Origin of the sequence: Cohnella suwonensis, from assembly GCF_042655365.1 — a bacterium.
Classification (GTDB): domain Bacteria; phylum Bacillota; class Bacilli; order Paenibacillales; family Paenibacillaceae; genus Cohnella; species Cohnella suwonensis.
On record NZ_JBHSMH010000055.1, the window covers coordinates 42,544 to 68,279 of the forward strand.

At 58.8% G+C, this 25,736-nt stretch carries 26 protein-coding genes and 1 riboswitch; of the genes, 22 read left to right on the top strand and 4 right to left on the bottom strand.

What is annotated here, in order from left to right; genetic code table 11:
- Positions 1-167 precede the first annotated feature (167 nt).
- The 6 genes from ACFPPD_RS16515 (at position 168) to ACFPPD_RS16540 (ending at position 6,544) form a co-directional block, all read left to right on the top strand.
- Positions 168-1,622, top strand: coding sequence for a circularly permuted type 2 ATP-grasp protein (locus ACFPPD_RS16515; protein WP_209749935.1), 1,455 nt, complete (start codon positions 168-170; stop codon positions 1,620-1,622).
- 18 nt (positions 1,623-1,640) lie between these two features.
- The gene (locus tag ACFPPD_RS16520; RefSeq protein ID WP_209749936.1) at positions 1,641-2,594 is read left to right on the top strand and encodes an alpha-E domain-containing protein; all 954 of its coding nucleotides are present in this window, start codon (positions 1,641-1,643) and stop codon (positions 2,592-2,594) included.
- Complete coding sequence (locus tag ACFPPD_RS16525) at positions 2,591-3,457, top strand: transglutaminase family protein (RefSeq protein ID WP_209749937.1); 867 nt, start codon at positions 2,591-2,593, stop codon at positions 3,455-3,457. The genes ACFPPD_RS16520 and ACFPPD_RS16525 overlap by 4 nt, the downstream gene beginning before the upstream one ends.
- Positions 3,458-3,647: 190 nt before the next feature.
- Positions 3,648-3,745, top strand: a riboswitch (purine riboswitch).
- Positions 3,746-3,812: 67 nt separating this feature from the next.
- Positions 3,813-5,249: an NAD(P)/FAD-dependent oxidoreductase gene (locus tag ACFPPD_RS16530; protein WP_209749938.1), complete on the top strand. Its 1,437-nt coding sequence runs from the start codon at positions 3,813-3,815 to the stop codon at positions 5,247-5,249.
- Positions 5,250-5,383: 134 nt separating this feature from the next.
- The gene (locus ACFPPD_RS16535) at positions 5,384-6,067 is read left to right on the top strand and encodes a Crp/Fnr family transcriptional regulator (RefSeq protein WP_209749939.1); all 684 of its coding nucleotides are present in this window, start codon (positions 5,384-5,386) and stop codon (positions 6,065-6,067) included.
- Positions 6,068-6,145: 78 nt separating this feature from the next.
- On the top strand, positions 6,146-6,544 hold the full coding sequence (locus ACFPPD_RS16540; RefSeq protein ID WP_209749940.1) for a carboxymuconolactone decarboxylase family protein: 399 nt from the start codon (positions 6,146-6,148) through the stop codon (positions 6,542-6,544).
- A gap of 12 nt (positions 6,545-6,556) precedes the next feature.
- Here the strand turns inward: ACFPPD_RS16540 and ACFPPD_RS16545 are convergent, their stop codons facing one another.
- Positions 6,557-7,654, bottom strand: coding sequence for a YeiH family protein (locus ACFPPD_RS16545; RefSeq protein ID WP_209749941.1), 1,098 nt, complete (start codon positions 7,652-7,654; stop codon positions 6,557-6,559).
- 145 nt (positions 7,655-7,799) lie between these two features.
- On the opposite strand from ACFPPD_RS16545, the gene ACFPPD_RS16550 reads away from it, so the two are divergent.
- The gene (locus ACFPPD_RS16550) at positions 7,800-8,708 is read left to right on the top strand and encodes a LysR family transcriptional regulator (protein ID WP_209749942.1); all 909 of its coding nucleotides are present in this window, start codon (positions 7,800-7,802) and stop codon (positions 8,706-8,708) included.
- Here the strand turns inward: ACFPPD_RS16550 and ACFPPD_RS16555 are convergent.
- Positions 8,705-9,340 (bottom strand): DsbA family oxidoreductase, encoded by a 636-nt coding sequence (locus ACFPPD_RS16555; RefSeq protein ID WP_209749943.1) that lies wholly within the window; start codon positions 9,338-9,340, stop codon positions 8,705-8,707. The two genes, ACFPPD_RS16550 and ACFPPD_RS16555, sit on opposite strands and share 4 nt — an antisense overlap.
- A gap of 139 nt (positions 9,341-9,479) precedes the next feature.
- On the opposite strand from ACFPPD_RS16555, the gene ACFPPD_RS16560 reads away from it, so the two are divergent.
- The 5 genes from ACFPPD_RS16560 (at position 9,480) to ACFPPD_RS16580 (ending at position 14,311) form a co-directional block, all read left to right on the top strand.
- Complete coding sequence (locus ACFPPD_RS16560) at positions 9,480-10,307, top strand: aldo/keto reductase (RefSeq protein WP_209749944.1); 828 nt, start codon at positions 9,480-9,482, stop codon at positions 10,305-10,307.
- Between the two features lie 290 nt (positions 10,308-10,597).
- A complete protein-coding gene (locus ACFPPD_RS16565; protein WP_209749945.1) occupies positions 10,598-11,023 on the top strand; it encodes an RrF2 family transcriptional regulator in 426 nt (141 codons plus the stop codon).
- A gap of 106 nt (positions 11,024-11,129) precedes the next feature.
- The gene (gene trxA, locus ACFPPD_RS16570; protein ID WP_209749946.1) at positions 11,130-11,441 is read left to right on the top strand and encodes a thioredoxin; all 312 of its coding nucleotides are present in this window, start codon (positions 11,130-11,132) and stop codon (positions 11,439-11,441) included.
- A 176-nt stretch (positions 11,442-11,617) separates the two neighbouring features.
- Positions 11,618-12,199 carry a TetR/AcrR family transcriptional regulator gene (locus ACFPPD_RS16575; protein WP_209749947.1) on the top strand — a complete coding sequence of 194 codons (582 nt, stop codon included), beginning with the start codon at positions 11,618-11,620 and terminating at the stop codon, positions 12,197-12,199.
- A gap of 84 nt (positions 12,200-12,283) precedes the next feature.
- Complete coding sequence (locus tag ACFPPD_RS16580) at positions 12,284-14,311, top strand: YhgE/Pip family protein (protein ID WP_209749948.1); 2,028 nt, start codon at positions 12,284-12,286, stop codon at positions 14,309-14,311.
- Positions 14,312-14,672: 361 nt separating this feature from the next.
- On the opposite strand, the gene ACFPPD_RS16585 is transcribed toward ACFPPD_RS16580, so the two are convergent.
- Positions 14,673-15,380, bottom strand: a complete 708-nt coding sequence (locus ACFPPD_RS16585) for a hypothetical protein (protein ID WP_209749949.1) — start codon at positions 15,378-15,380, stop codon at positions 14,673-14,675.
- Positions 15,381-15,599: 219 nt separating this feature from the next.
- On the opposite strand from ACFPPD_RS16585, the gene ACFPPD_RS16590 reads away from it, so the two are divergent.
- The 5 genes from ACFPPD_RS16590 to ACFPPD_RS16610 all read left to right on the top strand — a co-directional run bounded on the left by ACFPPD_RS16590 (position 15,600) and on the right by ACFPPD_RS16610 (position 19,298).
- Entirely contained in the window at positions 15,600-15,950 is a 351-nt protein-coding gene (locus tag ACFPPD_RS16590; protein ID WP_209749950.1) for a hypothetical protein, read from the top strand.
- Between the two features lie 82 nt (positions 15,951-16,032).
- On the top strand, positions 16,033-16,773 hold the full coding sequence (locus ACFPPD_RS16595) for a response regulator transcription factor (RefSeq protein WP_209749951.1): 741 nt from the start codon (positions 16,033-16,035) through the stop codon (positions 16,771-16,773).
- Positions 16,770-17,849 (top strand): sensor histidine kinase, encoded by a 1,080-nt coding sequence (locus ACFPPD_RS16600; RefSeq protein WP_209749952.1) that lies wholly within the window; start codon positions 16,770-16,772, stop codon positions 17,847-17,849. The genes ACFPPD_RS16595 and ACFPPD_RS16600 overlap by 4 nt, the downstream gene beginning before the upstream one ends.
- The gene (locus ACFPPD_RS16605; protein WP_209749953.1) at positions 17,846-19,096 is read left to right on the top strand and encodes a molybdopterin-dependent oxidoreductase; all 1,251 of its coding nucleotides are present in this window, start codon (positions 17,846-17,848) and stop codon (positions 19,094-19,096) included. The genes ACFPPD_RS16600 and ACFPPD_RS16605 overlap by 4 nt, the downstream gene beginning before the upstream one ends.
- Before the next feature lie 76 nt (positions 19,097-19,172).
- Positions 19,173-19,298 (top strand): hypothetical protein, encoded by a 126-nt coding sequence (locus ACFPPD_RS16610; protein ID WP_378082666.1) that lies wholly within the window; start codon positions 19,173-19,175, stop codon positions 19,296-19,298.
- 407 nt (positions 19,299-19,705) lie between these two features.
- Here ACFPPD_RS16610 and ACFPPD_RS16615 read toward each other — a convergent pair whose 3' ends face one another.
- A complete protein-coding gene (locus ACFPPD_RS16615) occupies positions 19,706-19,849 on the bottom strand; it encodes a hypothetical protein (RefSeq protein WP_209749954.1) in 144 nt (47 codons plus the stop codon).
- Between the two features lie 235 nt (positions 19,850-20,084).
- Between ACFPPD_RS16615 and ychF the strand changes: the two genes are divergently transcribed.
- From ychF to ACFPPD_RS16640, 5 genes are all read left to right on the top strand, one after another.
- Positions 20,085-21,185 carry a redox-regulated ATPase YchF gene (ychF, locus tag ACFPPD_RS16620; protein WP_209749955.1) on the top strand — a complete coding sequence of 367 codons (1,101 nt, stop codon included), beginning with the start codon at positions 20,085-20,087 and terminating at the stop codon, positions 21,183-21,185.
- Between the two features lie 163 nt (positions 21,186-21,348).
- Positions 21,349-22,149 (top strand): ABC transporter permease, encoded by an 801-nt coding sequence (locus ACFPPD_RS16625; protein ID WP_209749956.1) that lies wholly within the window; start codon positions 21,349-21,351, stop codon positions 22,147-22,149.
- Positions 22,150-22,152: 3 nt separating this feature from the next.
- The gene (locus ACFPPD_RS16630) at positions 22,153-22,977 is read left to right on the top strand and encodes an ABC transporter permease (RefSeq protein WP_209749957.1); all 825 of its coding nucleotides are present in this window, start codon (positions 22,153-22,155) and stop codon (positions 22,975-22,977) included.
- Between the two features lie 13 nt (positions 22,978-22,990).
- Positions 22,991-23,971, top strand: a complete 981-nt coding sequence (locus ACFPPD_RS16635; protein WP_209749958.1) for an ABC transporter ATP-binding protein — start codon at positions 22,991-22,993, stop codon at positions 23,969-23,971.
- 229 nt (positions 23,972-24,200) lie between these two features.
- On the top strand, positions 24,201-25,322 hold the full coding sequence (locus ACFPPD_RS16640; RefSeq protein WP_209749959.1) for a stalk domain-containing protein: 1,122 nt from the start codon (positions 24,201-24,203) through the stop codon (positions 25,320-25,322).
- Positions 25,323-25,736: the final 414 nt, after the last annotated feature.

A 25,736-nucleotide genomic window follows, 5' to 3' on the forward strand; every position in this document is an offset into this window, starting at 1 on the left:
ATTCAATTTTCAAGAAGGAGTATATCTATCTTTGACATAACCTACTATGTAATATATGTGTTAATTATACAAAAACATGAGGCGGATCAGTGTAAACATTATTGACATGTATATAACCGAGGCATATGATTACAGTAAAACCCAATCAGGGAGAAGGAGCACCCCGCATGGAAATCATGAACGAAGCGTCCGTCACGACGCCTCCCTCCCGGTTCTACGACGAAATGTACAGCGGAGCCCAGGTGCGCGCCCATTACGGTAAAGTTCACCGGACATTGTCCCGCATGACGGCGGAAGAACGCCAGTCGAGGCAGAAGCAGATGAACGGCAGGTTGCTGGAGGAAGGGATCACGTTCACTTTGTCCGGCGGGGATCAACCGGACGGGCTTGAGCGAACGATACCCTTCGACCTGATTCCGCGAATCATACCGGGAGACGAGTGGGAAACGATCGAACAAGGAACGAGGCAACGGGTGCGAGCGCTGAACGCGTTCCTGGCGGACATCTATAACGAACAATGCATTCTGAAGGATGGACTCGTCCCGCGCAGGATGGTCGTCGCGAACCGGTATTTCCGGACGGAGATGATGAAGCTTCCCGTCCCCGGCGGCACGTACGTGACGGCGGCCGGCATCGACCTGATCCGCGACGACAAAGGCGATTATTACGTGCTGGAAGACAATCTGCGCTCGCCGTCCGGCTTCTCCTACGTGTTCAAGAGCCGTTCGATCATGACGACCGATTTCCCCGAATTGTACTTCTCCCAACCGGTCAAGGGCATCGAGCGCTCTCTGCACGAGTTCCGTTCGGCGCTGCGCAACCTGGCGCCTACGGACAAGGCGGAGCCGGTCGTCGCGCTGTTGACGCCGGGGAGCTTCAACTCCGCGTATTTCGAACACACTTTCCTCGCGCAACAGATGGGCATCGAGCTCGTGGAAGGACGAGATCTCGTCTGCCGCGATCATAAAATCTATATCCGCAAGCTGTCGGGCCTCAAGAAAGTCGACGTGCTGTACCGGCGCATCGACGACGATTACCTGGATCCGCTGGCGTTCCGCCCGGATTCCATGCTCGGCGTTCCCGGCCTGATGAACGCTTACCGCTTCGGCAACATTACGATCGCCAACGCTCCGGGAACGGGCGTCGCGGACGACAAGGCGATCTACACGTTCGTGCCCGAGATGATCCGGTACTACTTGAACGAGCGGCCGATCCTGAACAATGTTCCGACGTACATGATGAGCAGGCGGGACGAAAGGGAGCACGTGCTCGCGCGATTGGGTGAGATGGTCGTCAAGGAAACTTCGCTTTCCGGAGGTTACGGCATGCTCATCGGTCCCGCCTCTACCGAGGAGGAACGGGCGCTGTTCGCGACCAAAATCCGGGAAAATCCCGACAATTACATTGCCCAGCCGACGATCAAGCTATCCACCTCCCCGATCTGCCTCGACGGCCGCTTGACCCACCGTCATATCGATCTCCGCGTCTTCGCGCTTGCCGACGGCAGGAACGTGCATGTGCTTCCGGGCGGTTTAACCCGCGTGGCGATGAAGGAAGGCTCCCTCGTCGTGAACTCTTCGCAAGGCGGCGGAGTCAAAGATACTTGGGTGCTCGCGAATTAAGAAGAAGGAGTGGATCGCATGCTGGATCGGATCGCGGAATCGTTGTTCTGGATCGGACGGTATACCGAACGGGCGGAAAATCACGCGCGGCTGCTGGACGTTAATTACCATCTTCGGGAGGATGCGGAAGGGGATTCGGAGAAAACGTGGCGCAGAATCACGGAGGCGATCGGGGATTGCGCTTCTTACGAGGAGCGTCACGAAGCGTATAGCGAACGCGAGGTGCTGCACTTTTTGACGCTGGACGCCACGCAGTCGAATTCGATTCTTACGTGCGTCGCGCTCGCCCGCGACAACCTGAAGAAAATCCGCGAGCAGTTGCCCGCGGAGCTGTGGAATCTGCTTAACGGCTACTATCTATGGCTGAAGACGGTACAAGTAGACGAGATCATGCAGATGTCGCCTCATCGGTTTTTCCAACGATTGAAAGAAGGGCTCGCGGCGTTCCAGGGTACGGCGGTGTCGATCGCCCCGCGCGACGAGTCTTGGCATATGCTCGAATCCGGCAGATACTTGGAACGCTCGGAGAACGTCATCCGCCTGCTTCAATCGATCAGCCGGATCGCTCCGGGACAACCGAAAGCGTCCTACTCCTATACGATCGCGCTGCTGAAGTCCGCAGGCGGCTTCGAGGCGTTCCGTAGATTGGATCCGGAGGATATTACCCTCGAAGATGTCGCGCGGTTTCTCGTGCTGCAGGAGACGTTTCCGCGGTCGATCCATTTCTCCCTCGCGGGCTTCGAACAGCATCTGAAGGCGATGCGAGGACACGCAGATCAGACGGGCACGTCTCTCGAACGGATGATCCGGCTCGCGGGCAAAGCCCGCTCGGAGCTCGGTTGGCTCGACCGGGGAGACATTACGTTCGATTCGCTCTCGGGCGTGCTGCAACAGCTGCTCCATACGAATATACAGCTCGGGGAAGCGGTGGCCCGCACCTTTTTTTCACCCGGACGGGAGGTTATGGCATGAAACTAGACATCTGCCACGTAACCCGTTACCGCTACGACTCGCAGGTGACGGACAGTGTCAATGAAATCCGGCTTTCGCCGCGCACGGACGAACGGCAAGCCTGTTACCAGCACCGGCTCATCGTCGAGCCGAACGTGCAGCTTCAGTCTTACGAGGATTATTTCGGCAATCGGGTTCATTCGTTTACGGCGTTCGCGCCGCACAAGGAGCTGACGATCACCTCCCATTCGACCGTCGTGACGAGGGACAGAGACGTCGTCTGGAAGTCCGCGTGGGGGCCGGAGGAAGCGTGGAACCGGCTGAGAAGCGAAGATTTCATCGACAACAACGCCGAATATTTGTTGCAGACGCCTTACGTGAGCTTCTCGGCGCCGGTGGAGTCTTACGCCTTCGGCATACGCGGGGAGGACGAAGGGGTGTTCGGCTTCCTTCGCAACGCGGCGAGCGCGATCTACGGCGATTTTGAGTACAAGCCATTCTCGACCGGCGTGAACACGACCGCGGAAGAGCTCGTCGGCATCGGCTCCGGCGTCTGCCAAGACTTCGCCCACTTGCTGATCGCGGTGTGCAGACTGCGCGGCGTTCCGGCCCGTTACGTCAGCGGCTACCACTTCGTCGGCGATTTGCAGGGGCGGGACGCGGACTTCGAGCAAGCGTCTCACGCTTGGGTGGAGGCGTACATTCCGGGGGTCGGCTGGCAAGGCATCGATCCGACGAACAACAACCTGATCGATTGGCGTTACGTGAAGCTCGGCCACGGCAGGGACTATACGGATATCGTGCCGGTGAAAGGGATCTACCGCGGCACGTCCGGCCAGTCGCTTCAGGTGACCGTGGACGTGCGGCTGGCGGAGACGGGCTGAGGCGATCGGTTCGGGAGGATAAAGAAGCGGTAAAGGCTGCATCGGGGTTTAATGTTCGGATTTTGACCTCCATTCTGGACGGGTTATCCATCTTTAAAATAATCGGTCATACAATTCACGAATGATCACAACCGACTCCCATTGACTTGTACGTCTAAATGCGATAATCTACGTAATGGAAACGAACCAATCAACGCAGCAATCATCCATTCGTATATCCCGGCGATACGGGCCAGGGTCTCTACCAGGAACCTCAAATTCCTGACTACGGCGGATGTGGGACACCCACACCCATCGTTAGTCGGGATTTTTTGCGCATTCCGGCGGTTATGGGCATACGAGGAGGAAACAAGGAATGAGCCATTATGACGTCATTGTCGTGGGCGCGGGACCCGCGGGTATTTTTACTTGTTACGAACTGACGAGAACGTCCCCGCATCTCAAATTGCTGCTCGTCGACAAAGGCCACGACATCAAGCAACGGCATTGTCCGATTCTCGAAAATAAAATCGAGCTCTGCCCGCCGCCCGCCGGGAAGAAGGAATTCGCGGGCTGCCTGCCCGCTTGCTCGATCACGGCCGGTTTCGGCGGCGCGGGCGCGTACAGCGACGGGAAATTCAACATTACGACGGAGTTCGGAGGCTGGTTGACCGATTATCTGCCGCCGTCGCAAGTGCTCTCGTTGATCCGTTACGTCGACGAGATCAACCTCGAACACGGGGCGACGACGAACGTGACCGATCCGACGACCGATTTCGTCCGGGACATCGAGCATCGCGGCTACGCGGCGGGCCTGAAGCTGCTGCGCGCGCAAGTGCGGCATCTGGGGACGGAGCAGAACTTGGAGATTCTGAAGTCGATCCGCGAATATCTGGACAGTCGCATCGACATGCGGTTCAAGACCGAAGTCGCGGACCTGCTCACGGTCAAAGACAACGGCGAGCATCGCGTGAAGGGCATCGCGCTGAAGAACGGCGAAGAGATCGAAGCCGATACGGTCATCGTGTCTCCGGGCCGCGACGGCTCCGGTTGGCTCACCGAGGTGCTCAAGAAGCGCCGGCTCAAGATGGTCAACAACCAAGTGGACGTCGGCGTACGCGTCGAGACGTCGGACGTCGTCATGCGGGAGATCAACGAGCATCTGTACGAAGGAAAGTTCGTGTTTAATACTTCGGTAGGCACCCGGGTTCGCACGTTCTGCAGCAATCCATCGGGTCACGTCGTCGTCGAGAACCACAGCGGCGTCATGGCGGCGAACGGCCACGCGTTCAAGGATCCGGCGCTCGGGTCGGCCAACACGAACTTCGCGCTGCTCGTCTCGCATAAGTTCACCGATCCGTTCGACAAGCCGAACGAGTACGCCCGGGAAATTTGCAAGCGGGCGAACGACTTGTCGAGCGGCGGGGTCATCGTGCAGAAGTACGGGGATATCATCCGCGGACGCCGTTCGACGGAAGGGCGGATAAAGGAAGGCTTCATCGAGCCGACGCTGAAGGAAGCGGTGCCGGGCGATCTCGGGCTCGTGTTGCCGTACAACACGATGAAGAGCCTGATCGAGATGGTCGAGGCGCTCGACAAAGTGTCGCCGGGCTTGGCAAGCGAGCACACGCTGTTCTACGGCGTCGAAGCGAAGTTCTACTCCGCGCGGCCGAAGCTGACCGAGCGACTGGAGACGGAGATCGCCGGGCTCTATTGCGGCGGCGACGGGGCGGGCGTGACCCGCGGATTGGCGCAGGCGGGCGCGGCGGGCGTATGGATCGCTCGCACGGTCGCGGAGCGGAAGAAATCTTAAGGACATGGAGCGAAGGCGACCCGCGGCGACGAGGGTCGTCTTTTCGCGTCCTTCTCCGATAACGATGCTCAAGAAGGAAGGGAAGAGAGTCGTCGCGCAGAATACGTATCGAAGACGAACGGAGCGAAAGGGGCATGGCGATGATAGGATTGACGGACGTACAGCTTCGGCGCTTGCTCGAATCATTTCCGTGTTTCGGCGAAATTCCGCACGAGGCTTGGCAGACCGCCGAGCTCGTCGCGGCCACGCCGGACACCCCGCATTCGATACGCGAAGGCCATCTGTTCCGGCATGCGATGTTTATCGTCTCTGGAACGATTAGAGTATACAGGAACGGCCCGACAGGCAAAGAAATCACCTTATATCGCGTGCGCGGCGGGCAATGCTGCCCGCTCATGATGGCGAGCGTGCTCGGCGGCGTGGAATACGAGGCATCGGTCTCGATAGAAGCGGATACCGAATTGCTGCTCGTTCCCGCGCCGGAGTTCAACGGTTGGATGGCCGCTTACCAACCGGTCGGCCGGTTCGTGTATAAACAAATCGTCGAACGATTCGCGAAACTGGCCGATTTGCTCGAGAATGTCGCGTATCGTCCGATTTCGGTGCGGATCGCGGCTTATTTGATCGCGTCTTCTTCGCCGAACGATACGATTTCCGTCACCCACGAACGTCTCGCCGTCGAAATCGGAACGTCCCGGGAGGTCGTCACTCGCGTGCTTCGGGATATGGCGTCGTCCGGGGTCGTCCATATCGGCAGAGGGCGCATCGCAATCGCGGATCGGGACGCGCTCCGGAACATCGTCGACCGGTTCGCGTGACAAAGTCACGGACAACGCGCGAGATCTTCCCTAATCTGGAATGGCAATAGATATTCCAACGATAGGAGAGATCAAGAGATGTCCCGTTATTACGATCGCGAGAACTTGAAGCTAATTCCCGACCTGGTGCGATTGGCTCCGCAAGCATCGGCGGCGTATTTGAATTTCGAGAAAGTTGTCTATCAAGCCGGCGAAGAAAGCGCGATATCCGGGAAGACGAAAGAGCTGATTGCCGTCGCAGTCGCGCACGTAACCGGATGCCCTTACTGCATCGACGTGCATGTCGGGAAATACAAAGCGCTAGGAGGAACGATGGAAGAGATCATGGAGGCGGTTCTCGTCGCCGCGTCGACTCGGGCGGGCGCGATTCTAAGCCATGCGACCCATGCGTTGCTCTCGTTCGAGGGCGCCGCAGCCGAAAAGGCAGAAGAGCGGAACGTCCCGAGGGGTCCCTCGGAACCGGAGTGCTTCTGCTAAGGGATTCTTCGGTTATAAAGAGACGTACGTCAACGCCGACAGCAGCAGCGAGGCGATCAGCATCGCCGCGAACGGACGCAGGGCGCGGCTGCGGAAGTCGCGCAGGCTGACGTTAAGGCCGAGGCCGGCCATCGCCATGGCGAGGAGCAGCGTCGTTGCGATCGATACGCCGTGCAGCAACGTCGCGGCATCCGTGGAATCGACGAGCGCGGGAAGCGCGTAACTGCCGAATGGGCTCGCGGCCGCGAAGCCGAACAGAAACCAAGGGAAAGGGAACGTCGCCGTTCGAGCATTCTTGCCCGAAGGAGAGCGGCTCTCCTTCGCCGGCTCGCCCGACTCCGCGGAAGCTTTCCGCCGGAACCGCGCGCGAACGGCGGGGAAGGCGACGATGGCGAGGCAAGTCGGCACGAGCAAGGCGACGCGGCACAGCTTGGCGAGCAAGCCGTCCGCCAGCGCGTCCTGACCCGCCGGCGCGGCTGCCATGGCGACGTGCGCGATCTCGTGCAGCGTCAAGCCCGACCAGATACCGTACGCGGAGGCATTCATAGGCAACCAAGGCAGAAGCAGGGCGTACAAGGCGGCGAAGCCGGTGCCGATTAACGCGATCAGGCCGGCGCTCACGGCCGTGTCTTCGTCTCGCGACTTCAGCAGCGGCGATACCGCGGCGATGGCGGCGGCGCCGCAGATGGCCGTGCCGACGGCCAGAAGCGCCGTCAGCTTCGCGTCCGCGCGCAGCCAGCGGCCGAGCAGCAGGACGGCAGCCAAGGAAAAGGCGACCGTTCCGGCGCCTCGCGCAAGCAGGGGCAACCCATGATGCAGCAAGTCGCCGACGTTCAGCTTGAGGCCGTACAGAACGATCGCGGAGCGAAGCAGGGTGCCGGAAGAGAAGCGGATGCCCTGGGCGAGCGCGCTCGGATAACCGAACCGATGACGGTACGCGGCGGCGAGGAATAACGCGCAAGCGAGCGGCCCGATCCGGTTCAATCCGGGCATATACGATAAGCCCCAACCGGACAAGGCGATAAGCAGGGCGAACGAAATGCCGGCGATTCTGGGCAACGGCAGGGTCGGCGCTGAGGAAGAGGCGATGGCCAGCGGCTTCGTGAACATGTAAGCGGAGCACCTCCGATGATGCGATACGGGAGAAGTTAAGATCAGCATACGCCTCTATCATGAATAAGAAAAATTAATTATAATTATCTATATAATAATGAAATACTTATGGTATTCCGTTTTCTTGAGGAGATGACGTCGCATGGACCAATCACTGATCGTTTTCGCGGAAGCGGCCGAGGCCCGGAGCTTCTCCAGGGCGGCCGAGAAGCTGCACATGACGCAGCCCGCCGTCAGCCAGCACGTCCGTTCGCTCGAGGAGCGGTTGAAGACAAAGCTGCTGGAGAGGAACAACAAGTCCGTCTCGCTGACGAAGGCAGGCGAGATCGCGCTGCACTATGCCAAGGAAATCGCGAGCTCTTACCGCAAGCTGGACGAGAAATTGGAGGAGCTTCTTCATTACGCGGGCGGTCCGATCGCCGTGGGCGCGAGCTATACGTTCGGGGAATACGTGCTGCCCTTGTCTCTAGCCAGGCTGAACGAGGCTTATCCGAATATTCGTCCATCGGTCGTGATCGGCAATACGGCGGAAATCGCGGATCGGGTGCGCGGGCGGGAGCTCGACGTCGGCATCGTGGAAGGGGAAGAGATCGGGCCGGGATTGGACGTGGAGAAGCTGGCGGAGGACGAGATGGTCGTGGCGACGGGCGCCCGGCATCCGCTCGCCAAGCTGGAGCGGGTCGGTCCCGCCCTGCTGGCGGCCGAGACGTGGCTCGTCCGGGAACCGGGATCGGGAACGAGGGCGGCGGCGGACAAGCTGTTCGCGCGATTGTCGCTCCGGCCCGCCAGGCTGATGGAGATGGGGAGCACGCAATCGATCAAAGAAACGGTGGAAGCCGGGCTCGGCGTTACCTTGCAATCGCGCTGGGCGCTACGCAAGGAACTCGGGCTCGGCTTCCTGAAAGTGCTCGATATAGAAGGCTTGCCGTTCAGGCGAAGCTTCCACGTGCTCACGCGCGAAGGCGATCTTCGGACCCGCGCGATAGAGGCGTTCTTGGACGTGCTGCGCGAAGCTTCCTCGGCGATGCTGTCTCCGGATCGCGAAGCTTAGGCTTCCTGGCCGATTTTCTTGAACGCTTCCAGGAATTGCGCGGACGGATAAGCGCCGGACAGCGCGAACTTGTTGTTGATGATGAAGAAGGGCACGCCCGTGATGCCGATCGTTTGCGCGGACTGCTGGTCGCGTTCCACGGCGTCGAGGCCTTCGCCCTTTTCGAGTAACGCTTTCGCTTCGGCGGGGTCCAATCCGAGTTCGCCGGCGATTTCCAGTAGCACGTCGAGCCGGGCGATATCCCGTCCGTCCTCGAAATAAGCCTTCATGACGGCTTCGATCCAATGCTCTTCGTCTTCTTGCGGCAGCAACGCCGTGATCCGATGAGCTAGCACGGTGTTCGGCATTCTCTTGACGTTATCGAAATTAAACGTGACGCCGACGGCCGCGCCCGCGTCCGTGACGCGCTGGAGCATCGGACGCAACCGTTCCTTGCCGCCCATCTTTTTCTCCATGACGCTGTCGAACGGCAAGCCTTCGACCGGAAGAGAAGGGTCTAGCTGGTATGCGTGATAGCTGACTTCGACCGATTGATCGGATTGGCCGCTCCATGCTTCGATCGCGTCGTTCATGTTCTTCTTGCCGATTCGGCACCAAGGGCAGACCATATCGGAATAGACATCGATTTTCATCGGATTCACCTCGAATGATTTTTTCGTAAACTGTGCCTTACATTATGACAGATAAGAGGGCGGCATACAATGTGCGGATCGGAATCGGCCGTGCTAAAATGAGGAAAGCGAAAATCGGGAAAAGTCGGGGGGACTGGCGATGGAATGGACAATCGATTCGACGGTTGAGCTGCTGAACGGCGAGGAGATGCCTCGTCTCGGACTGGGCGTCTGGAGAGCGGCGGACGGCCGGGAGACGGAGGACGCGGTGGCGGCCGCTTTGCGGGCGGGCTATCGCCTGATCGACACGGCGTCGATCTATAAGAACGAGCAAAGCGTAGGTCGGGCGATGCGGGCTTCGGGCGTGCCTCGAGAGAAAATCTTCGTCACGACCAAAGTGTGGAACGATCAACAAGGCTACGACGCAACGATCAAAGCGTTTAACGCTAGCCTGAAAAGTCTCGGCACGAACTATGCGGATTTGTATCTCGTACACTGGCCGGTCGTCGGCAAGTATAAGGAAACGTATCGCGCGATCGAGGCGTTGTACGATCAAGGGCTTGTTCGGTCGATCGGCGTGAGTAACTTCAATATTCATCACTTGGAAGATTTGATGGGATCTTGCCGGATCAAGCCGATGGTCAACCAAGCGGAGCTTCATCCGCTCCACACGCAGAAGAAGCTGTTCGCGTTCTGCCGCAAGGAGGGCATTCAGTTGCAGTCTTGGCGGCCGCTCATGCAAGGGAGGCTTGACTTGCCGCTGCTCGCGGAGCTTGCGGCCAAATACGGCAAGACGCCTGCGCAAATCGTGCTCCGTTGGCACTTGCAGCTTGGCGTCGTCACGATTCCTAAGTCCGTCCGCGAGGCGCGAATCCGGGAGAACGCGGACTTGTACGACTTTCGGCTGGAGCCGGAGGACATCGTTCGCATCGACGCTTTGAACGCCAATCATAGGTTCGGCGCGGACCCCGATCACGTCGATTTTTAGAGGAGGTTTAAAAAGACCGCTTTTCATCACGAAGCGATTTCGAGGGGGCTAATTCGGCGTCGAATCTTGATTTCAGCCGGGAATTCCGGTGCTCACGTAGGTTTTGCCTACGCTCCGCTCCTCATTCCCTAGCTTCTTTCAACCTTCTCGGTGCTGAAAACCGGTCTTTTTAAACGTTGACTTGAAGAATAGGTCGATCTGAGGGCTGAAATACTATTCCAAGGCGATGTCCCCTTGACAGCCTCAACTGTAACTGATATTATTACAGTAATCACCGGGGAGGCGAAGTCGTGAACAGTGAATTCATCATCGCCGTCCATAGCCTCGTCTTGCTCGCGCACCGTCCAGACGGGATGGCGTCGAGCGAGGAAATCGCGTCCAACGTGTGCACGAATCCGGTTCGCGTGCGCAAGGTGATGAGCTGTTTGCGCAAGAACGGCTTCGTCGACACGCGGGAAGGCTCGGGAGGCGGTTACCGGTTGTCCCGAGAACCGGATGGCGTGACGCTGGCGGACATCTACCGGGCGCTCGCCGCCGGTTCGCTGGCGCCGAGCTGGTGCAGCGGGGATCCTCAGTCGGATTGCATGGTCGGCTCGAATATGGGGGACGTCATGAACGCCGTATTCTGCGGAGCGGACCAGCAATTGGAGATGTATCTGGAGTCGATCACGATCGGCCAGATGCTGTCGAGAATCGCCGCGAAGGCGAAGGCTTAGGCGGTCCTTCGCCGGGCAAGCTAGAGGATGGAGCGGGCGCTCCCGAGCGCTCGATCATCATAGGGTTTTATTCATGAATCCACATTCGGATAGGAGAGATGTAAAGATGGCAGTCGCGATTACGAAAGAAAACTTTACGGAAAACGTAGCGCAAGGCGTATCCTTGCTTGATTTCTGGGCACCTTGGTGCGGACCTTGCAAAATGCAGCTTCCTATCGTCGAAGAGCTTTCCGACGAATTGAAAGGCACGGCGACGATCGCGAAAGTGAACGTCGACGAAGAGCCCGAGCTCGCAAGCCAATTCGGCGTCATGAGCATTCCGACGCTGATCCTGTTCAAAGACGGTCAACCCGTCGACAAATTGGTCGGCCTGCAAAGCAAAGCCGCTCTGCAAGCGAAAATTCAAAGCCACCTGTAAAAACGGCATAAACCGCGGTCGCGTTCCCAGCGGAACGGATCGCGGTTTTTTGCGTCTTGGCGCGCATAAGCAAATCGGGTATTGCGGAAAGTAGGGAGCGGGCGTATAATCGAAAATGACCGAGTGACCGAAAATGAATTTTGGTCAATTCTATTTCGATAAGGGAGTTGCCGCGAATGTCCGTCGACAGGAGAAAGCAGATCGTCGAAGCCGCGGGACAGTCGTTCGCGCTGTTCGGCTACAAGGCGACGACGATGGATCAAGTCGCCAAGCTGGCCAACGTGGGCAAGGGGACGATCTACACGTTCTTCTCGAACAAGGAAGAGCTGTTCGACGAGATCATGGGCAACCTGATCCGGGACATGAAGCTCGTGGCCGACGCGGAATACGATTCGGACCGGCCTTTCTTTGACAATCTGAACCGGATCCTCCATCGTCTTCTCGAATACCGGGAGAGACACCAGTTAGCGGTCAAGATGGCGCATGAGGTGCGCGACATGGGAACGCCGATGGCTTTGGAAGGGTTGCGCAAGCTGGAGTCGGCGCTCGTCGGCTACATTCGGACGAAGGTACAGATCGGTATCGACAAGGGCGAGCTGAAGCCGTGCGATCCGGAAATAACCGCTTTCGTCATGATCAAGCTGTACTTGGCGCTCGCGACGGAATGGGCGGACCGGTCCGACCGGACGCCGCTACCGAAGGAACGGGTCGCCGTGTTGATCCAGTTGTATTTAATGAACGGGCTAGCCGCGGAGTAGATCCCGGAAGGGGATTCCGCGTTTTTTTCGTCCTTGAATGACCAAATGAACAAAATAGTCATAACGTACAGGGGGTGTTGGGAAATGAATGGACTCAAACAATACGCCAAAGAATTGGCGGCGATCGGTCGCAATCCGAAGCTGCTCGTTCCGATGATCGCCATGCTGATGATTCCGGTCATGTACAGCGGGATGTTCCTCGGAGCGTTCTGGAATCCGTACGGCCACCTGGACCGGTTGCCGGTCGCGGTCGTCGATTCCGACCGGGGAGCGGAATCGAACGGGAAGGCGATTCATATCGGAGCGGATTTCGCGAAGAAGCTGAAGGAGGACGCGGCCTTCGAATATAGCTTCGTGAGCGTCGAGGAAGCGCGTCAAGGGTTGGAGGATCATACGTATTACATGGCGATCGAGATCCCCGCCGATTTCTCGGAGAAGACGGCGACGTTAACGTCTGCCAAGCCGACGCAAGCCGAAATCGTCTTCCTGCCGAACGCCAGCTCCAACTACCTTGCTTCTCAGATCGGCAAGAACGCCGTGGAGAAGATGAGAACCGAGCTGGGCGGAGAAGTGACGCGGGCTTACGCGCAAGCGGTGCTCGGACAGTTCAAGACGCTGGCGGACGGACTCGGCCAAGCGAGCGACGGCGCGGGCAAGCTTGCTCAAGGAGCCGTCGACGCGACGAGCGGCGCTCGGCGCATCGAGGAGAATCTGCGCAAGCTGGCGGACGGTGCGGCATCGCTGAACGCTGGCGCGAGGACGCTGACTGGCGGGGCGCAAGCCCTCGATCAAGGCGCCGCGGAACTGCAGGCGGGCGCCGAATCGCTCGTCGGCGGGCTAGACCGACTGAACGCCGGAGGAGAAGCGTTGAAGCAAGGCGCCGCGGAAGCCAAAGGCGGGGCGGAAAGGCTCGCGTCGGGCCTGGCGCAGTCTTCGGCGGGCGCGGTTAAGCTCGACGAAGGCGCCCAAGCGCTTGCGGCGGGGTTGAAGCAGTACGCGGAAGCCCATCCCGAATTGGCCGAAGACGCGGCATTGAAGCAATTGATTGCGGCTAGCGCGCAGCTTGCGGCGGGGGCGGGCGATGCCGAAGCGGGCCAAGCAGCGCTGGCCGCCGGCGCGGATAAGCTGCAAGACGGCATCGCGAAGATCGCGACGGGCGCGGAGGGACTTGCATCGGGCCTGGCGCAGTCTTCGGCCGGCGCGGGCAAGCTGGCGGACGGGGCGACGTCGCTCCATGACGGCGCGTCGCGCTTGAACGGCGGACTGACGGAGCTGACGGGCGGCATCGGCGGCATAGCGGACGGTTCGGGCAAGCTGGACGACGGCGCCAAACAAATGACGGACGGATTGCTCAAGCTGAAGGACGGCACGGGAGAATTGTCCGGCAAGCTCGCGGACGCGGCCGACAAGACGGGAAGCATTCCGGGCGGAGACGCCGCGGCGGACGTATTCGCGAGCCCGGTGAAGCTGGACGTCGTCGACGACGGCGGCGTCGCCAACTACGGCACGGGCTTGGCGCCGTATTTCATCTCCATGGGCTTGTTCGTGGGCGCGCTGTTGCTTACCGTCGTGTACTCCACGAGGGAACCGGCGGCGACGCCGAAGAGCGGCTGGAGCTGGTTCGCGGGCAAGCTGCTGACGATGGTGACGGTCGGCACGATTCAAGCCGTCATCGCGGATACGATCCTGCTGCTCGGCATCGGACTCGAAGTCCGAAGCGTGCCTCTGCTGTTCATGTTCAGCGTGCTGACGAGCATAACGTTCATGGCGATCATTCAGTTCCTCTCCGCGTCGATGCAGAATCCGGGCCGGTTCCTCGCGATCATCCTGCTGATCTTCCAGCTGACGAGCTCCGGGGGGACGTTCCCGCTGGAATTGACGCCGGAATGGCTGCAGAACATAAGCGCTTGGCTGCCGATGACCCATACGATCGACGGATTCCGGGCGATCATCTCCAGCGGCCGCTACTCGGACATGTGGTCGGACGCGGGCATGCTGCTTATCTACATCGCGGCGTTCGCGCTGTTGTCCGTCGCGTTCTACGTCCTCTCCTACCGGAGGACGTTCGGGAAATCGGGCGGCATTAAGGCGTCCGCCGAAGCGACTGCGTAACGAAAAAGAGGTTGAACCGGGAGGGACTTGGAAGTCCTCGGTTCACCCTCTTTTTTTGGCTGTGTTCCACTCTGTTGTGGCTTAATGACAGACAAATGAACTGTAAAACATGCAGTTATTTCGGCTAAAAATCAGATATCTGGTGAAATAGATGTAATACATACATTAAATTCACCAGATTCATCCTGCATCAGTTGAAATCCGCAAAATGAAGTGCACCTTTTGCATATAATTCATGCAAAGGCCTTACCACGTATCTTTTTTCATGCACATTTTACAGTTAAATATTCCAACTAAGTTGTAAGCAACATTCACGCTGAACTCAGCCTCTTTTTTTTGCTTTCGCGCGCAGTGATCGGCGTCAGATCGTCCACTGGCCGTGGACGACGGCGACGAGGCTCCAATCGTCTCCCGCGGGCACGAACGCGAGGAGCAGGCTTTGCCAGTCCATGCCTTCGGCGGCGACGTCCGTGCCCGGGTAGTAGAACTCGACGTAGGATGCGTTCGGGTAGACGTCCATTACGTTGAACGTCGTGTTGCCGGTGCCGAGCGACTTGCCGACGTTGACGTCGGGGGCGTCCGCGTAATCTTTGTTGTAGACGAACTTCTCGTAGTAATCCCGGAACGAGAGCTCGATCGGATCGCCGCTGCCGTCCGCCGTCCCCCAGACCCGCTTCTTCGAGTCCTTGAAGCCGGGGAGCTGATCCGGCTTGAACGAGAGATCGGTATCGGAGAGATGGACGGAAGGCGAGAACCGCAGTCCGAGATCCGGATCGATGTAATCCTGAAGAGAGCTTATGTCTCTTTCCCGCAGCAGGCCGGCGATATCCTTCGCCTTGTCGACGAGAGCAGCTTGCGCCGTCACGGGCTGAGAGGGGCTCGGAGAAGCGGAAGCCGACGGAGACGGCTCCTCGCTAGCGGCGTTCGTAGGTTCAATCCCGAAGGATGCAACGGCGGACGGGGTAGCGAGAGGGGCATCGGTTGCCCCTTTATTATTGGATCCGGCTCCGCAGCCGGCCAACAATAGCGTAAGAAGAGCCGCGGCCAATAGCGGAACCATTCTTCGCATCGTAAATTCCTCCTTGCGGTCAAGTACAACGTTAGACGCAGAACATGCCGAGATGTTCCGGTGGAAAATGCTGTGTATCGACTTTTTTACGGGGTAGCGAGGTCGCGCGTCATTTTTTCGTAAGAAAGATTTAAGGATTCGTTCCGAATTCGGTTAGTCGGACGTGAGGATCGGCGGTTATCTTGAAGTCGAGTCAATAATCGAATGGAGGATTCCCCTATGAGAAAGAGCAAATTTATGGCGGCCGCAACGGTGCTAGCTTTAATCGCATTTCTGGCGCTTGCCGGATGCGGAAAAAACAATGATATGAACAAAGACGGCAATGGAGGCATGAGTCCGGGGGCTGAATCGCCCGCGGCATCCGCGATGAAGGACGACATGATGAAGGATGATGGCATGAAGAATGACGACATGGAGAAGGACGAAATGGAGAAGGACGATATGAAGAAGGATGACGACATGATGAAGGATGACGACATGATGAAGGATGACGACATGATGAAGGACGACATGAAGAAGGATGATGGCATGATGAAGGATGATGGCATGAAGAAGGACGGCGAGATGTAGGCGCGCTAGGGGGAGGGGGGGCGACTCGGCTCTCGAGTCGTTCGCCCTGTGATATAATATAGCCAAAAGGAGGCGAGGCGCGATGCCTGGCGCAACGGTGCTTGTCGCGGACGACGAAACGGAAATCACGGACGTGTGCAGGCGATATTTGGAGCGCGAAGGGTATCGCGTTCTCGTTGCCCATAACGGCAACGACGCTTTCGCCATGTGGGAAGCCTCGGATCCGGATTTGGTCGTTCTCGACTTGATGATGCCCGGCAAGTCCGGATGGGACGTGTGTTCGGCGATTCGCGACCGCGGGGACGTTCCCATTGTCCTGTTAACGGCGCGAGGCGAAGAAAGCGACCGCTTGCTGGGATTGACGATCGGCGCGGACGATTACGTCACGAAGCCGTTCAGTCCTCGCGAGCTCGTGCTGCGCGTTCGGAATTTGCTTCGCCGCGTTTCGAGGCCGTCGAAGCCGGACGCGCGGGGCGATCGGGCGGAAGGCGAAGGCGAGACGGGATTTCGCCGGGACCTGCACGCCGAATCGATTTCCTTGTACCCGTCCCAACGGCGCGCGACTCTTCGGGGGCGGGACATCGATCTGACGGTCAAGGAGTTCGACCTTCTTCTTTGGCTGATGAGGCATCCGGGACAAGTGTTTTCAAGAGCGCAATTGCTTGAACGGGTATGGGAGACGGAGTTCGAAGGCGACACGACGACCGTTACCGTTCATATCCGGCGTTTGAGGGAGAAAATCGAGGACTCGCCGTCGTCGCCCATGCATATCCGGACCGTCTGGGGCATCGGCTACAAGTTCGAAGGAAAGGTTGCGCCATGAACCGTTATCCGGTGAAGCTGCGCGTCTACTTGCTCACGGTGAACGCGATCGGAATCGCGGCGATTCTCGGGCTATTGTTCTTTTGTTATAGCCGGATGATCTTGGACGAATCGACCTTCGCCTGGCTCGTCGGCGCGACTTTAACGGCGGGCATCGTCTCGTTCGTCCTGAATGTCGTGCTCGTCAGGCCATTGGAGCAATCCGTCGCTCGCATCGGCGAAGCATCGGCCCAAATCGCTTCGGGCTCGTTCGGAACGGAGGTACCTCTCGTCGGTCCGACGGAACTACGCTCGCTCGCCGAACGGTTCAACGCCATGAGCCGGCAGTTGAAAGACAGCTTCGACAAGCTGCGGCTAGCGGAGAAGTCGAGGCGGGAGCTCGTGGCGAACGTCGCGCACGATCTAAGAACCCCTCTCGCGCTTCTTCAGTCCCATGCCGAAGCGTTGCAGGACGGCGTCGTTCAGGACCCCGAGACGGTAGGGCGCTATCTGGAGACGCTGCGCCTCGAGTCCATTCGCCTCGGTTCTCTCGTGCAGGAGCTGTTCGACCTGTCCCGCATCGATTCGGGGGAGGAACCGTACGAGCCGAAAAAGGTGGCGCTGGAGGACGTCTTCGTGCAGACGTTAAACGCGTACGCTCCGAAGTTGGAGGAGAAGAAATTGCAAGTCGTCGTGCGGCTGCCCGAGCCTTCGCCCATCGCCATGGCGATGGAACAGGGCATGAGGAGAATCGTCGGCAACTTGCTCGACAACGCCGTCCGGCATTCTCCGATAGGGGCGACGCTGACGTTGTCGGCGATGCCCGGAGATGAGGGGGAGCTGGTCGTCGCCGTACGGGATGAAGGCGACGGCATCGCCCCTGACGAGCTAGAGCTCGTGTTCGAGCGTTTCTACCGATCGGATCGCAGCCGGACGAGGGACGGAAGCGGCGCGGGGCTCGGGCTTGCGATCGCCAAGTCGCTCGCCGAAAGGATGGGCGGGAAGATCGGGGCGGCGTCCGCGCCCGGGCATGGAAGCGAATTTTGGTTTACCGTTCCGATGGCGGAACGGATCTCGGCGAAGGGGGCGGGCGCATGAGCGGACGTAAACCGGGCTTCGGCAAACAGTTGGCGGAGTTGCACCGTTGGAACGGATGGATCGTGCTATTGCTTGCGGTTACGGGATTATTGCTTGCTTGGGAAGAGGTGCGGGGCTGGCTGAACGGTTATTTCCGCAATCCGGTCAAACAGCTGCACATCGTGCTTGGCGTCATGTCCGGGATCTTGATCGCGCTCTACATCCCTCTCGTCCGAAAGCACTTGAAACAAATTCGCAGTCGGCCGAGGCAGAAGGGGAACCTCGGCGTCGTCATGGTCTTCTTGATCGGCTGGCTCCTGTCGGGCATCGTGTTATGGCAAATCCGGCGCTTTCCTCCGGGCTGGGCGAACGGGGCGCTCGTCGCGCACGATCTGCTCACTTATATCGGCGTTCCATATATCGTCTATCATTCGGTGACCCGGCTGAAATGGATGAAGCAACCGCATCGCAAGGCGATCCGAACGGCCGACGAAGAGGAAACGGCCGGTACCTCCGCGGCTCCTTCGCCGTACGCCGAACCGACGCCGTTACTGAACCGCAGGCAATTCCTGAAGGTATCGCTCGGAGCGGGGCTCGCGATCGCCGTCGCTCCATCTTTCTTCCGCTGGTTTTCGTCGATCGGGGGAACCGGCTTGTCGGACGTGCCTGGCGGAATGAAGGAAGTGTCGGAGGAGACGAACCGGATGCTGCCGAATCCGACGCCGTTGCCGGACTCGGTTAACGTCGTGGGCGGCGGAGCCAAAGGGCATTTTCGCGTGTACACGGTCACTCCGCTGCCTTCGTTCGAATCGGCGACTTGGCGATTCGGGATCGACGGGCTGGTGGATCGGCCCGGGACGTGGAACTGGGAACAATTCCTGCAGCTTAAGCGCACCGTTCAGGTGAGCGATTTTCACTGCGTGACCGGCTGGTCCGTCTATAACAATACTTGGGAAGGCATTCCGTTATCGGCTCTTCTGAAGTCGGCGGGGGTCAAACCGAACGCGACCTATGTGAAATTGTACTCCGGCGACGGGACGTACACCGATACGCTGACGATCGAACAAGCGAATATGGACGACGTCATGGTGGCTGTGCTTCACGACGGCAAGCCGATCCATCGCGATTACGGCGGACCGGCCAGGTTGATCGTGCCGAAGATGTATGCGTACAAATCGGTCAAGTGGCTGAACCGGATCGAACTGATCGACAAGGAGCATACCGGTTACTGGGAAGCGCGAGGATACGATACGGACGCGTGGGTTTAAGTGGGATCGGAGATTCGGCGAGGGGCGTTCGGCTTTCCCCGGCGGCCGGAAGGGTCGGGGAATAGGATGGTCGGACTTGCGGATGATCGGTTTGTCGGTGGATCGGTGGATCGGTTGGTCGGTGGATCGGTGGATCGGTCGGGAGTCGGGCGGCAAGAGGTGTCGGCTTTCGGCCGCGGCCGTTTTTATTCGGATGCAGTAAGCAAACGGCAAATATGCAGGTTGATAGGGCTTATTCTGCAGAAGTTCGCTGACAAACTGCAAATGTGCAGTTTGATAGGGCTCATTCTGCAGAAGTTCGCTGACAACCTGCAAATATGCAGTTTGTATATTGCTTTTCGTCTGAATTGATCCATATCGGCTCAACAAACTGTAGCTGGTGCAGGTCGTTGGGTCGTTTTGACGTTTCTGTGGGAATCAACCTGCACTATTGCAGTTTGTTGCGTCAGGGGAGAGAATACAGGCCCAGAGTAATCCCGGGTTTCTCGGTAAATTGGACGAAGGCGGCACATGCGTGCCGCCTTCGTTTGGGCTACCGGGTGACTGCCATGGAAGCCGCAACGCCGTTGTTCGCCAAGCCGCCGTACGCCGCGACGCCGTTGCCGGCGACTAGTCCGTCTTTTTGGACTTCCGAGGAACCGGCGCCACGGACTTCGTGTTCTCGAGGGTGTCGTTAACGAAAGCCATGTCTTGGTTTCTCGCCTTCATGCTCGTCGTTCCTTTGTAATTGCCTTTGTGAGACTTGTTTTCCATCGGAAAGCCCTCCTAAGTGAAGCATTGGCTTGCGTGGTCATTGTGCGCAATCCCGCTTCGCGTTATCCGGCAGGCGTAAGACGTATCGGTCTCGCCCCTTCGGACCCAGCCCCCCGGGGGCCGGTGTGGACGTTGCCCCTTAGTTCCGTTATAATGGCGTGAGAATTGAACAGCTTGACGGTCGGTCGCCGCGTGTCGGAGACGACGGCCGCAAGGAGTCAGGAGCGTAGAAGAAATGGCATTGTCTTGCGGAATCGTCGGCCTTCCCAACGTGGGCAAGTCGACCTTGTTTAACGCAATTACCCAAGCGGGCGCGGAGTCCGCGAATTATCCGTTCTGTACGATCGACCCGAACGTCGGCGTCGTCGAAGTGCCGGACGAGCGGCTGCAGAAGCTGGTGGAAATCGTCACCCCTAACCGGATCGTTCCGACGGCATTCGAATTCGTCGATATCGCGGGTCTCGTGAAGGGCGCAAGCCGCGGCGAAGGCTTGGGCAACAAGTTTCTCGCCAACATCCGCGAAGTGGACGCGATCGTTCACGTCGTGCGCTGCTTCCAGGACGAGAACATCACGCACGTGGCGGGCAAGATCGATCCGATTAACGATATCGAGGTCATTAACCTCGAGCTGATTCTGACCGACATCGATTCCGTCGAGAAACGGATCGAACGTTCGAAGAAGGGCTTGAAGGGCGGCGACAAGAAGGTCGCCGAGGAATTGGAAGTGCTGCAACGCGTTCACGAAGCGCTGACGGCGGAGAAGCCGGCGCGCAGCGTCGAGCTGTCCGCGGAAGAGAAGCTGATCGTTCGCGACCTGCACCTGCTCACGATGAAGCCCGTTCTGTACGCGGCCAACGTCAGCGAGTCCGAAGCGGCGAACGCCGACGGCAATCCTTACGTGCAGAAGGTGCGCGAGTTCGCGGCCGCGGAAGGCTCCGTCGTCGTGCACATCAGCGCGAAAGTGGAATCCGAGATCGCGGAGCTCGAGGGCGAAGACAAGGAGATGTTCTTCGAGGAGCTCGGCTTGACCGAATCCGGCCTGGATCGCCTCATTCGCGCCTCTTACAGCCTGCTCGGCTTGTACACCTATTTCACGGCGGGCGTGCAGGAAGTCCGGGCGTGGACGATTCGCAAAGGCATGAAAGCCCCGCAAGCGGCGGGCGTCATCCACAGCGATTTCGAACGGGGCTTCATTCGCGCCGAAGTCGTGTCCTACGAGGATCTGACGACGAGCGGCTCGATGAAAGCGGCCAAAGAAAAGGGGCTTACCCGCCTCGAAGGCAAAGAGTACGTCGTCGCGGACGGCGACGTCATGCATTTCTTGTTTAACGTATAATTCGGACGGGACGGCGCTTGCGCCGAGCCGGTGAGGAATCGATTGAAGCAGCCCGCGAGGGTTTGCTTTTTTTCGTTTATGGCTATTCGCGGCTGCAAGAATGTGCTATAGTATGTCCAATTTATTCCTATATTGACGATCATTCGGATGGGTGGCGCGTCGCTTGAGAGCTTACGGGTACTTGGTCAAGATGAGGATTCTGACGGCGCTCGCCTATCGGTTCGAAGTATGGATCGGCATGATCGGCGACATTATCATGCTGGCCGCTTCCGTCTACATTTGGAAAGCCGCTTACGGCGGCGGGGCGGTCGGAGCGGGCGCTTCGCAAATCGGCCTTCAGAGCATGGTGACTTATACGGTCGTTTCGGTGCTGCTGGCGGCCGTCTTCCAGACGGGCGTGCAGAACACGATTTACTCCCAAGTCAGGGAGGGGAACATCGCGCTCGACTTGATGCGGCCGCTTCCTCTTCTCGGCATTTATTTGTCCGACGACTTGGGCGGCATGGCGAGCGCGCTCGTCAACAAAGCGATTCCGCTCGTCATCGCGGCGGCGCTGCTGTTCGGTTTTCCAATGCCCGCAAGCGCGGGGGCTTTCGCCGTGTTCCTGGCGAGTTGCCTGTTCAGCTTCGCGATTCTGTGGCTGATGAGCGCGCTAGTGGGTCTGGTCGCGTTCTGGGTCGTGGAGCTCGGCAATCTCGGCATGATGAAGGACGCGACGGTGCGGATCTTGTCGGGAAGTCTCGTGCCGTTGTGGTTTTTCCCCGAGGCGGTGCAGAAGGTATCCGCGTGGCTTCCGTTCCAGTACACGTATCAGACGCCGATCGGCATCTATATCGGAGAGATTCCGCTCGGGAAAGCATTGCAAGAGATCGCCGTTCAAGGCGTATGGGTTGTCGTGTTTATGCTGCTGCTGGCGCACGTCTGGAAACGCGCCAGGGGCAAAGTGATGGTGCAGGGGGGTTAAGTCGTGGCAAGCGTCTTTAACGGAATCCGTCATTACGCGATCGTGTTCGGCTATTACGCCAAGCTGGCGATCCAGCGCCAGTTGGAGTATCCGCTGTTCCTCGTCAGTTGGTTGCTGGTTATTCCGACGCAATATTTCGCGGGCATCTGGATGCTCCGGATCATCGTGGACCGGTTCCAGCCGCTGAACGGATGGGGCTTCGAGGACTTGGCTTTCCTGTACGGGCTCGGACTGCTGAGCCACGGGCTCGTCGTCGTCCTGTTCATTCCGACCTGGGGGACCGAATTCGCGGTTCTCAGAGGCGAGTTCGACAGGCTGCTGCTTCGGCCGATGAACGTCTTCTTCCAATTCGTGACGGGCTATTTCAATTTTATCGGACTCGTCGATTTGATTCCCGGTACCGTTATTTTTATCGCCGCCGCCCGGATGGTCGATTTCGATTGGAGCTTCGTCAACCTGGCGAAGCTGGCGCTCGTGGTCGCGGGCGGGACGTTGATCCGGGCGAGCCTGTATACGATCATCGGAGCGGTCGCCTTCTGGACGAAAAGAAGCCGGAACCTGATCAACATGACGGTGGCCACGATGGAGAGGACGACGATGTATCCGCTGACGCTTTATCCGCAAGCCGTGCAAGCGATTCTGACGTTCCTGCTGCCGATCGGCTTCGTCAGCTTCTATCCCGCGGAACAGTTTCTCGGCAAGACGAAATCGCTCGAGCTGCCGCTTGGGCTGGCGTTATGGACGCCGCTCGTCGGCTTGATCGGGTTCGCGGTCGCTTACGCGGTGTTTCGCCAAGGCTTGAGAAAATACGAAAGCGCCGGCTCGTAAAGGGGGAAATCCGATGCCGATCATCGAAGTGAAAGATTTGGTGAAAGAGTTCGTCGTCGTTCGCAAGAAAACGGGATTAAGCGGCGCTTTGAAAAGCTTGTTCAAGCCCGAGAAGTCGATCGTTCGGGGCGTGGACGGACTGAGCTTCGACATCGAACAGGGAGACATCGTCGGCTATATCGGGCCTAACGGCGCCGGAAAGAGCACGACGATCAAGATGCTGACCGGCATTCTGCACCCGACGGAAGGGGATATCCGCGTATGCGGCCTGTCTCCGCAGAAGGATCGCAAAGCCGTCGTTCGCCAGCTCGGCGTCGTGTTCGGGCAACGAACGCAGTTGTACTGGGATCTGCGCTTAGGGGAAACGTTCGAGCTGCTCAAGAGAATCTACCGCATCGATTCCAAACGATTCGCGGATACGATGGACGTGCTGCACGAGGTGCTCCGAATCCGCGATTTCATCGATACGCCGGTTCGCCAGCTGTCGCTCGGTCAACGGATGAGGGGCGACTTGGCCGCGGCGATGATTCACGAGCCGAACGTGCTGTTCCTGGACGAGCCGACGATCGGATTGGACGCGGAAGCGAAACACGCGGTTCGCCAATTCATTCTGACGATGAACCGGGAGAGGCGAATGACCGTCGTGCTGACGACGCACGACTTGGACGACGTCGAGCTTCTGTGCTCGCGACTTCTCGTCGTCAATCACGGCAAGCTCGTCGAAGACGGACCCCTCGACGCGATCGTGGGGAAGCTCGCGCCGCACCGTTTGCTCATGATCGAGCTAGACCGGGAGGCGGAGTTGCCGGAACACGGCCGGGCAAGCCTCGTTCGGCAAGAGGGCTTGAAGGTGTGGTATCGCTTCGACAAGTCGGCGATTACGGCGTCGGAGCTCATCGCGGATTTGTCGGCTCGGCTGCCGATCCGCGATCTGAGCGTGCAAGAGCCGGACATCGAGGACGCGATCCGGCAAGTGTACCGGACGACGGGTTAGATCGGTCGGCGTAGGATTCCCGGTGGACGCGAGTCGGTTAGTCGAAGGCATTCGCGGAGTGGGGAAATGGGCGGCGCAACGGGAGGAGATTCCGTCGCGTCGCTTTTTTGCGCGGAAGTCGGGAAAAATAGGGCGTGCCGGAAACCTTTTGCCTCGCGGGCGCGTCAGTGACTTTGACAGGAAGCTTATTCCTGCCAATATGAACAACTTGGGAAGGAGATTATTACGTATGAAGCCAAACAAAAAACTATTGATCGTCATGACCGCTGCCGGGGTGTTCGGAGCGACCGCCGTTGCGGGCGCGAGCGGGCTCGTCAGCAAGGTGACGGGAGCTTTGCATAAGGAGATCGCCGTCACGGTGAACGGGGGAGACACGTCGTTGCATCCGGTCTATATCGACGGCAAGGCCTACTTGCCGGCCCGCGCTCTCGCGACCGAGATGGGTTACGAGGTGAGCTGGAACCAAGGAGGCAACGCCATCGAAATCAACCAAAAAGCCGAAGAGGAGAAATACATGACGGGCATGGGCGTCATCGTGGACGTACAGCCGGCGGATAACGGCCAATACCGCATCGAATTGCTCGGCAGAGGCGGGTTCAGCTGGGTCATTCTATTCGCCGATAAGGATACGATTTTGACCGGCAGCGACGGAGCCGCTTTCGCCGCCAAAGACTTGAAGCCCGGCATGCGGGTCGTCGCGGAATTCGGACCGGTCATGACGATGAGCTTCCCCGGCCAATCGCACGCCCGCAAAATCAGCGTCGTCGGAGAAAGCCTCGTGAAAGAGGACGTCATTCAGTCCGTCGAGAAAACCGACGACGGCTGGCAAGTGAAGTTCGGCGAGACGAAGGACGGCAAAGCCGTGACGACGCTTGTCGTGAACGCGGGCAAGGAGACGGGCGTGCTGACATCGCAAGGCGAACCGGTCGAATTCGCGAGCCTCAAAGCCGGGGATAAAGTGCGAGCTTACTACGGCCCGATCATGACGAAGAGCCTGCCGCCGCAAAGCCCGCTGCACTATCTCGTCGTGCTCCCGGCCGCTCCGTCGGGCAAGATCGACGCGGCGACCGCGCAGCAATACCGCGAGCTCGCGTGGAGCAAGCTGTCGGAAGATCAGAAGAAACACGCGACGACGAAGTCCGACGAGGCGGTCGTTCAAGTCGTGAACGCGAACGACGGCGCGATCATGGCCGCCGAAGGCGCCCAGAAGAAGCTGGAAGCTCTTCGCGCGGGGAACGCGGTTCTGTTCTCGGTTACGTACAACACCGACCAAGACGAGTTGATCGGACCGTTGACGGTCGTCCTCGATCCGACTTCGAAAGAAATCGTCGGTTACTTCGCCAGAAGGTAAGCGGTCTTGAAGAGACGCGCTCCGGATTCGTCCGGGGCGCGTTTTTTGTGCGCTTGGCAGCGCAACGATTAAGGAGTGAAAGTCTCCAGCATACCGCGAGGTGGCGGAAGTGCATAGCTGACAGGCAGTGCGTAGTCCGCGAGGATGCGTGCGGAGGGCTTGAAGGCAAACCCCGGAACAGGCGGCTGAAACCAAGTTGGCTGACGAGATCGGATAACCCTGCAAAAGAAGGGAACGTCCAATACCACCGATGATCTCGGAAGTTAAGAGGACTGGATTCGGGGGAAAGTCGTTGACGTGACCCAAGGAGCGCTCATCGTTCCCGCGAAAGTGGTAAGCCGCGAACAAAGCCGTGACGGCTAAGGAGAGGTAATGGATGGTGAGAAGTCAGACGAAGGGATAGTAGTGAAAAAG

Bases quoted from the DNA above. Each gene is read 5' to 3' on its own strand.
- ACFPPD_RS16515 (WP_209749935.1), top strand. From the start codon at position 168: ATGGAAATCATGAACGAAGCGTCCGTCACGACGCCTCCCTCCCGGTTC.
- ACFPPD_RS16520 (WP_209749936.1), top strand. From the start codon at position 1,641: ATGCTGGATCGGATCGCGGAATCGTTGTTCTGGATCGGACGGTATACC.
- ACFPPD_RS16525 (WP_209749937.1), top strand. From the start codon at position 2,591: ATGAAACTAGACATCTGCCACGTAACCCGTTACCGCTACGACTCGCAG.
- ACFPPD_RS16530 (WP_209749938.1), top strand. From the start codon at position 3,813: ATGAGCCATTATGACGTCATTGTCGTGGGCGCGGGACCCGCGGGTATT.
- ACFPPD_RS16535 (WP_209749939.1), top strand. From the start codon at position 5,384: ATGGCGATGATAGGATTGACGGACGTACAGCTTCGGCGCTTGCTCGAA.
- ACFPPD_RS16540 (WP_209749940.1), top strand. From the start codon at position 6,146: ATGTCCCGTTATTACGATCGCGAGAACTTGAAGCTAATTCCCGACCTG.
- ACFPPD_RS16545 (WP_209749941.1), bottom strand. From the start codon at position 7,654: ATGTTCACGAAGCCGCTGGCCATCGCCTCTTCCTCAGCGCCGACCCTG.
- ACFPPD_RS16550 (WP_209749942.1), top strand. From the start codon at position 7,800: ATGGACCAATCACTGATCGTTTTCGCGGAAGCGGCCGAGGCCCGGAGC.
- ACFPPD_RS16555 (WP_209749943.1), bottom strand. From the start codon at position 9,340: ATGAAAATCGATGTCTATTCCGATATGGTCTGCCCTTGGTGCCGAATC.
- ACFPPD_RS16560 (WP_209749944.1), top strand. From the start codon at position 9,480: ATGGAATGGACAATCGATTCGACGGTTGAGCTGCTGAACGGCGAGGAG.
- trxA (WP_209749946.1), top strand. From the start codon at position 11,130: ATGGCAGTCGCGATTACGAAAGAAAACTTTACGGAAAACGTAGCGCAA.
- ACFPPD_RS16575 (WP_209749947.1), top strand. From the start codon at position 11,618: ATGTCCGTCGACAGGAGAAAGCAGATCGTCGAAGCCGCGGGACAGTCG.
- ACFPPD_RS16580 (WP_209749948.1), top strand. From the start codon at position 12,284: ATGAATGGACTCAAACAATACGCCAAAGAATTGGCGGCGATCGGTCGC.
- ACFPPD_RS16585 (WP_209749949.1), bottom strand. From the start codon at position 15,380: ATGCGAAGAATGGTTCCGCTATTGGCCGCGGCTCTTCTTACGCTATTG.
- ACFPPD_RS16590 (WP_209749950.1), top strand. From the start codon at position 15,600: ATGAGAAAGAGCAAATTTATGGCGGCCGCAACGGTGCTAGCTTTAATC.
- ACFPPD_RS16595 (WP_209749951.1), top strand. From the start codon at position 16,033: ATGCCTGGCGCAACGGTGCTTGTCGCGGACGACGAAACGGAAATCACG.
- ACFPPD_RS16600 (WP_209749952.1), top strand. From the start codon at position 16,770: ATGAACCGTTATCCGGTGAAGCTGCGCGTCTACTTGCTCACGGTGAAC.
- ACFPPD_RS16605 (WP_209749953.1), top strand. From the start codon at position 17,846: ATGAGCGGACGTAAACCGGGCTTCGGCAAACAGTTGGCGGAGTTGCAC.
- ACFPPD_RS16615 (WP_209749954.1), bottom strand. From the start codon at position 19,849: ATGGAAAACAAGTCTCACAAAGGCAATTACAAAGGAACGACGAGCATG.
- ychF (WP_209749955.1), top strand. From the start codon at position 20,085: ATGGCATTGTCTTGCGGAATCGTCGGCCTTCCCAACGTGGGCAAGTCG.
- ACFPPD_RS16635 (WP_209749958.1), top strand. From the start codon at position 22,991: ATGCCGATCATCGAAGTGAAAGATTTGGTGAAAGAGTTCGTCGTCGTT.
- ACFPPD_RS16640 (WP_209749959.1), top strand. From the start codon at position 24,201: ATGAAGCCAAACAAAAAACTATTGATCGTCATGACCGCTGCCGGGGTG.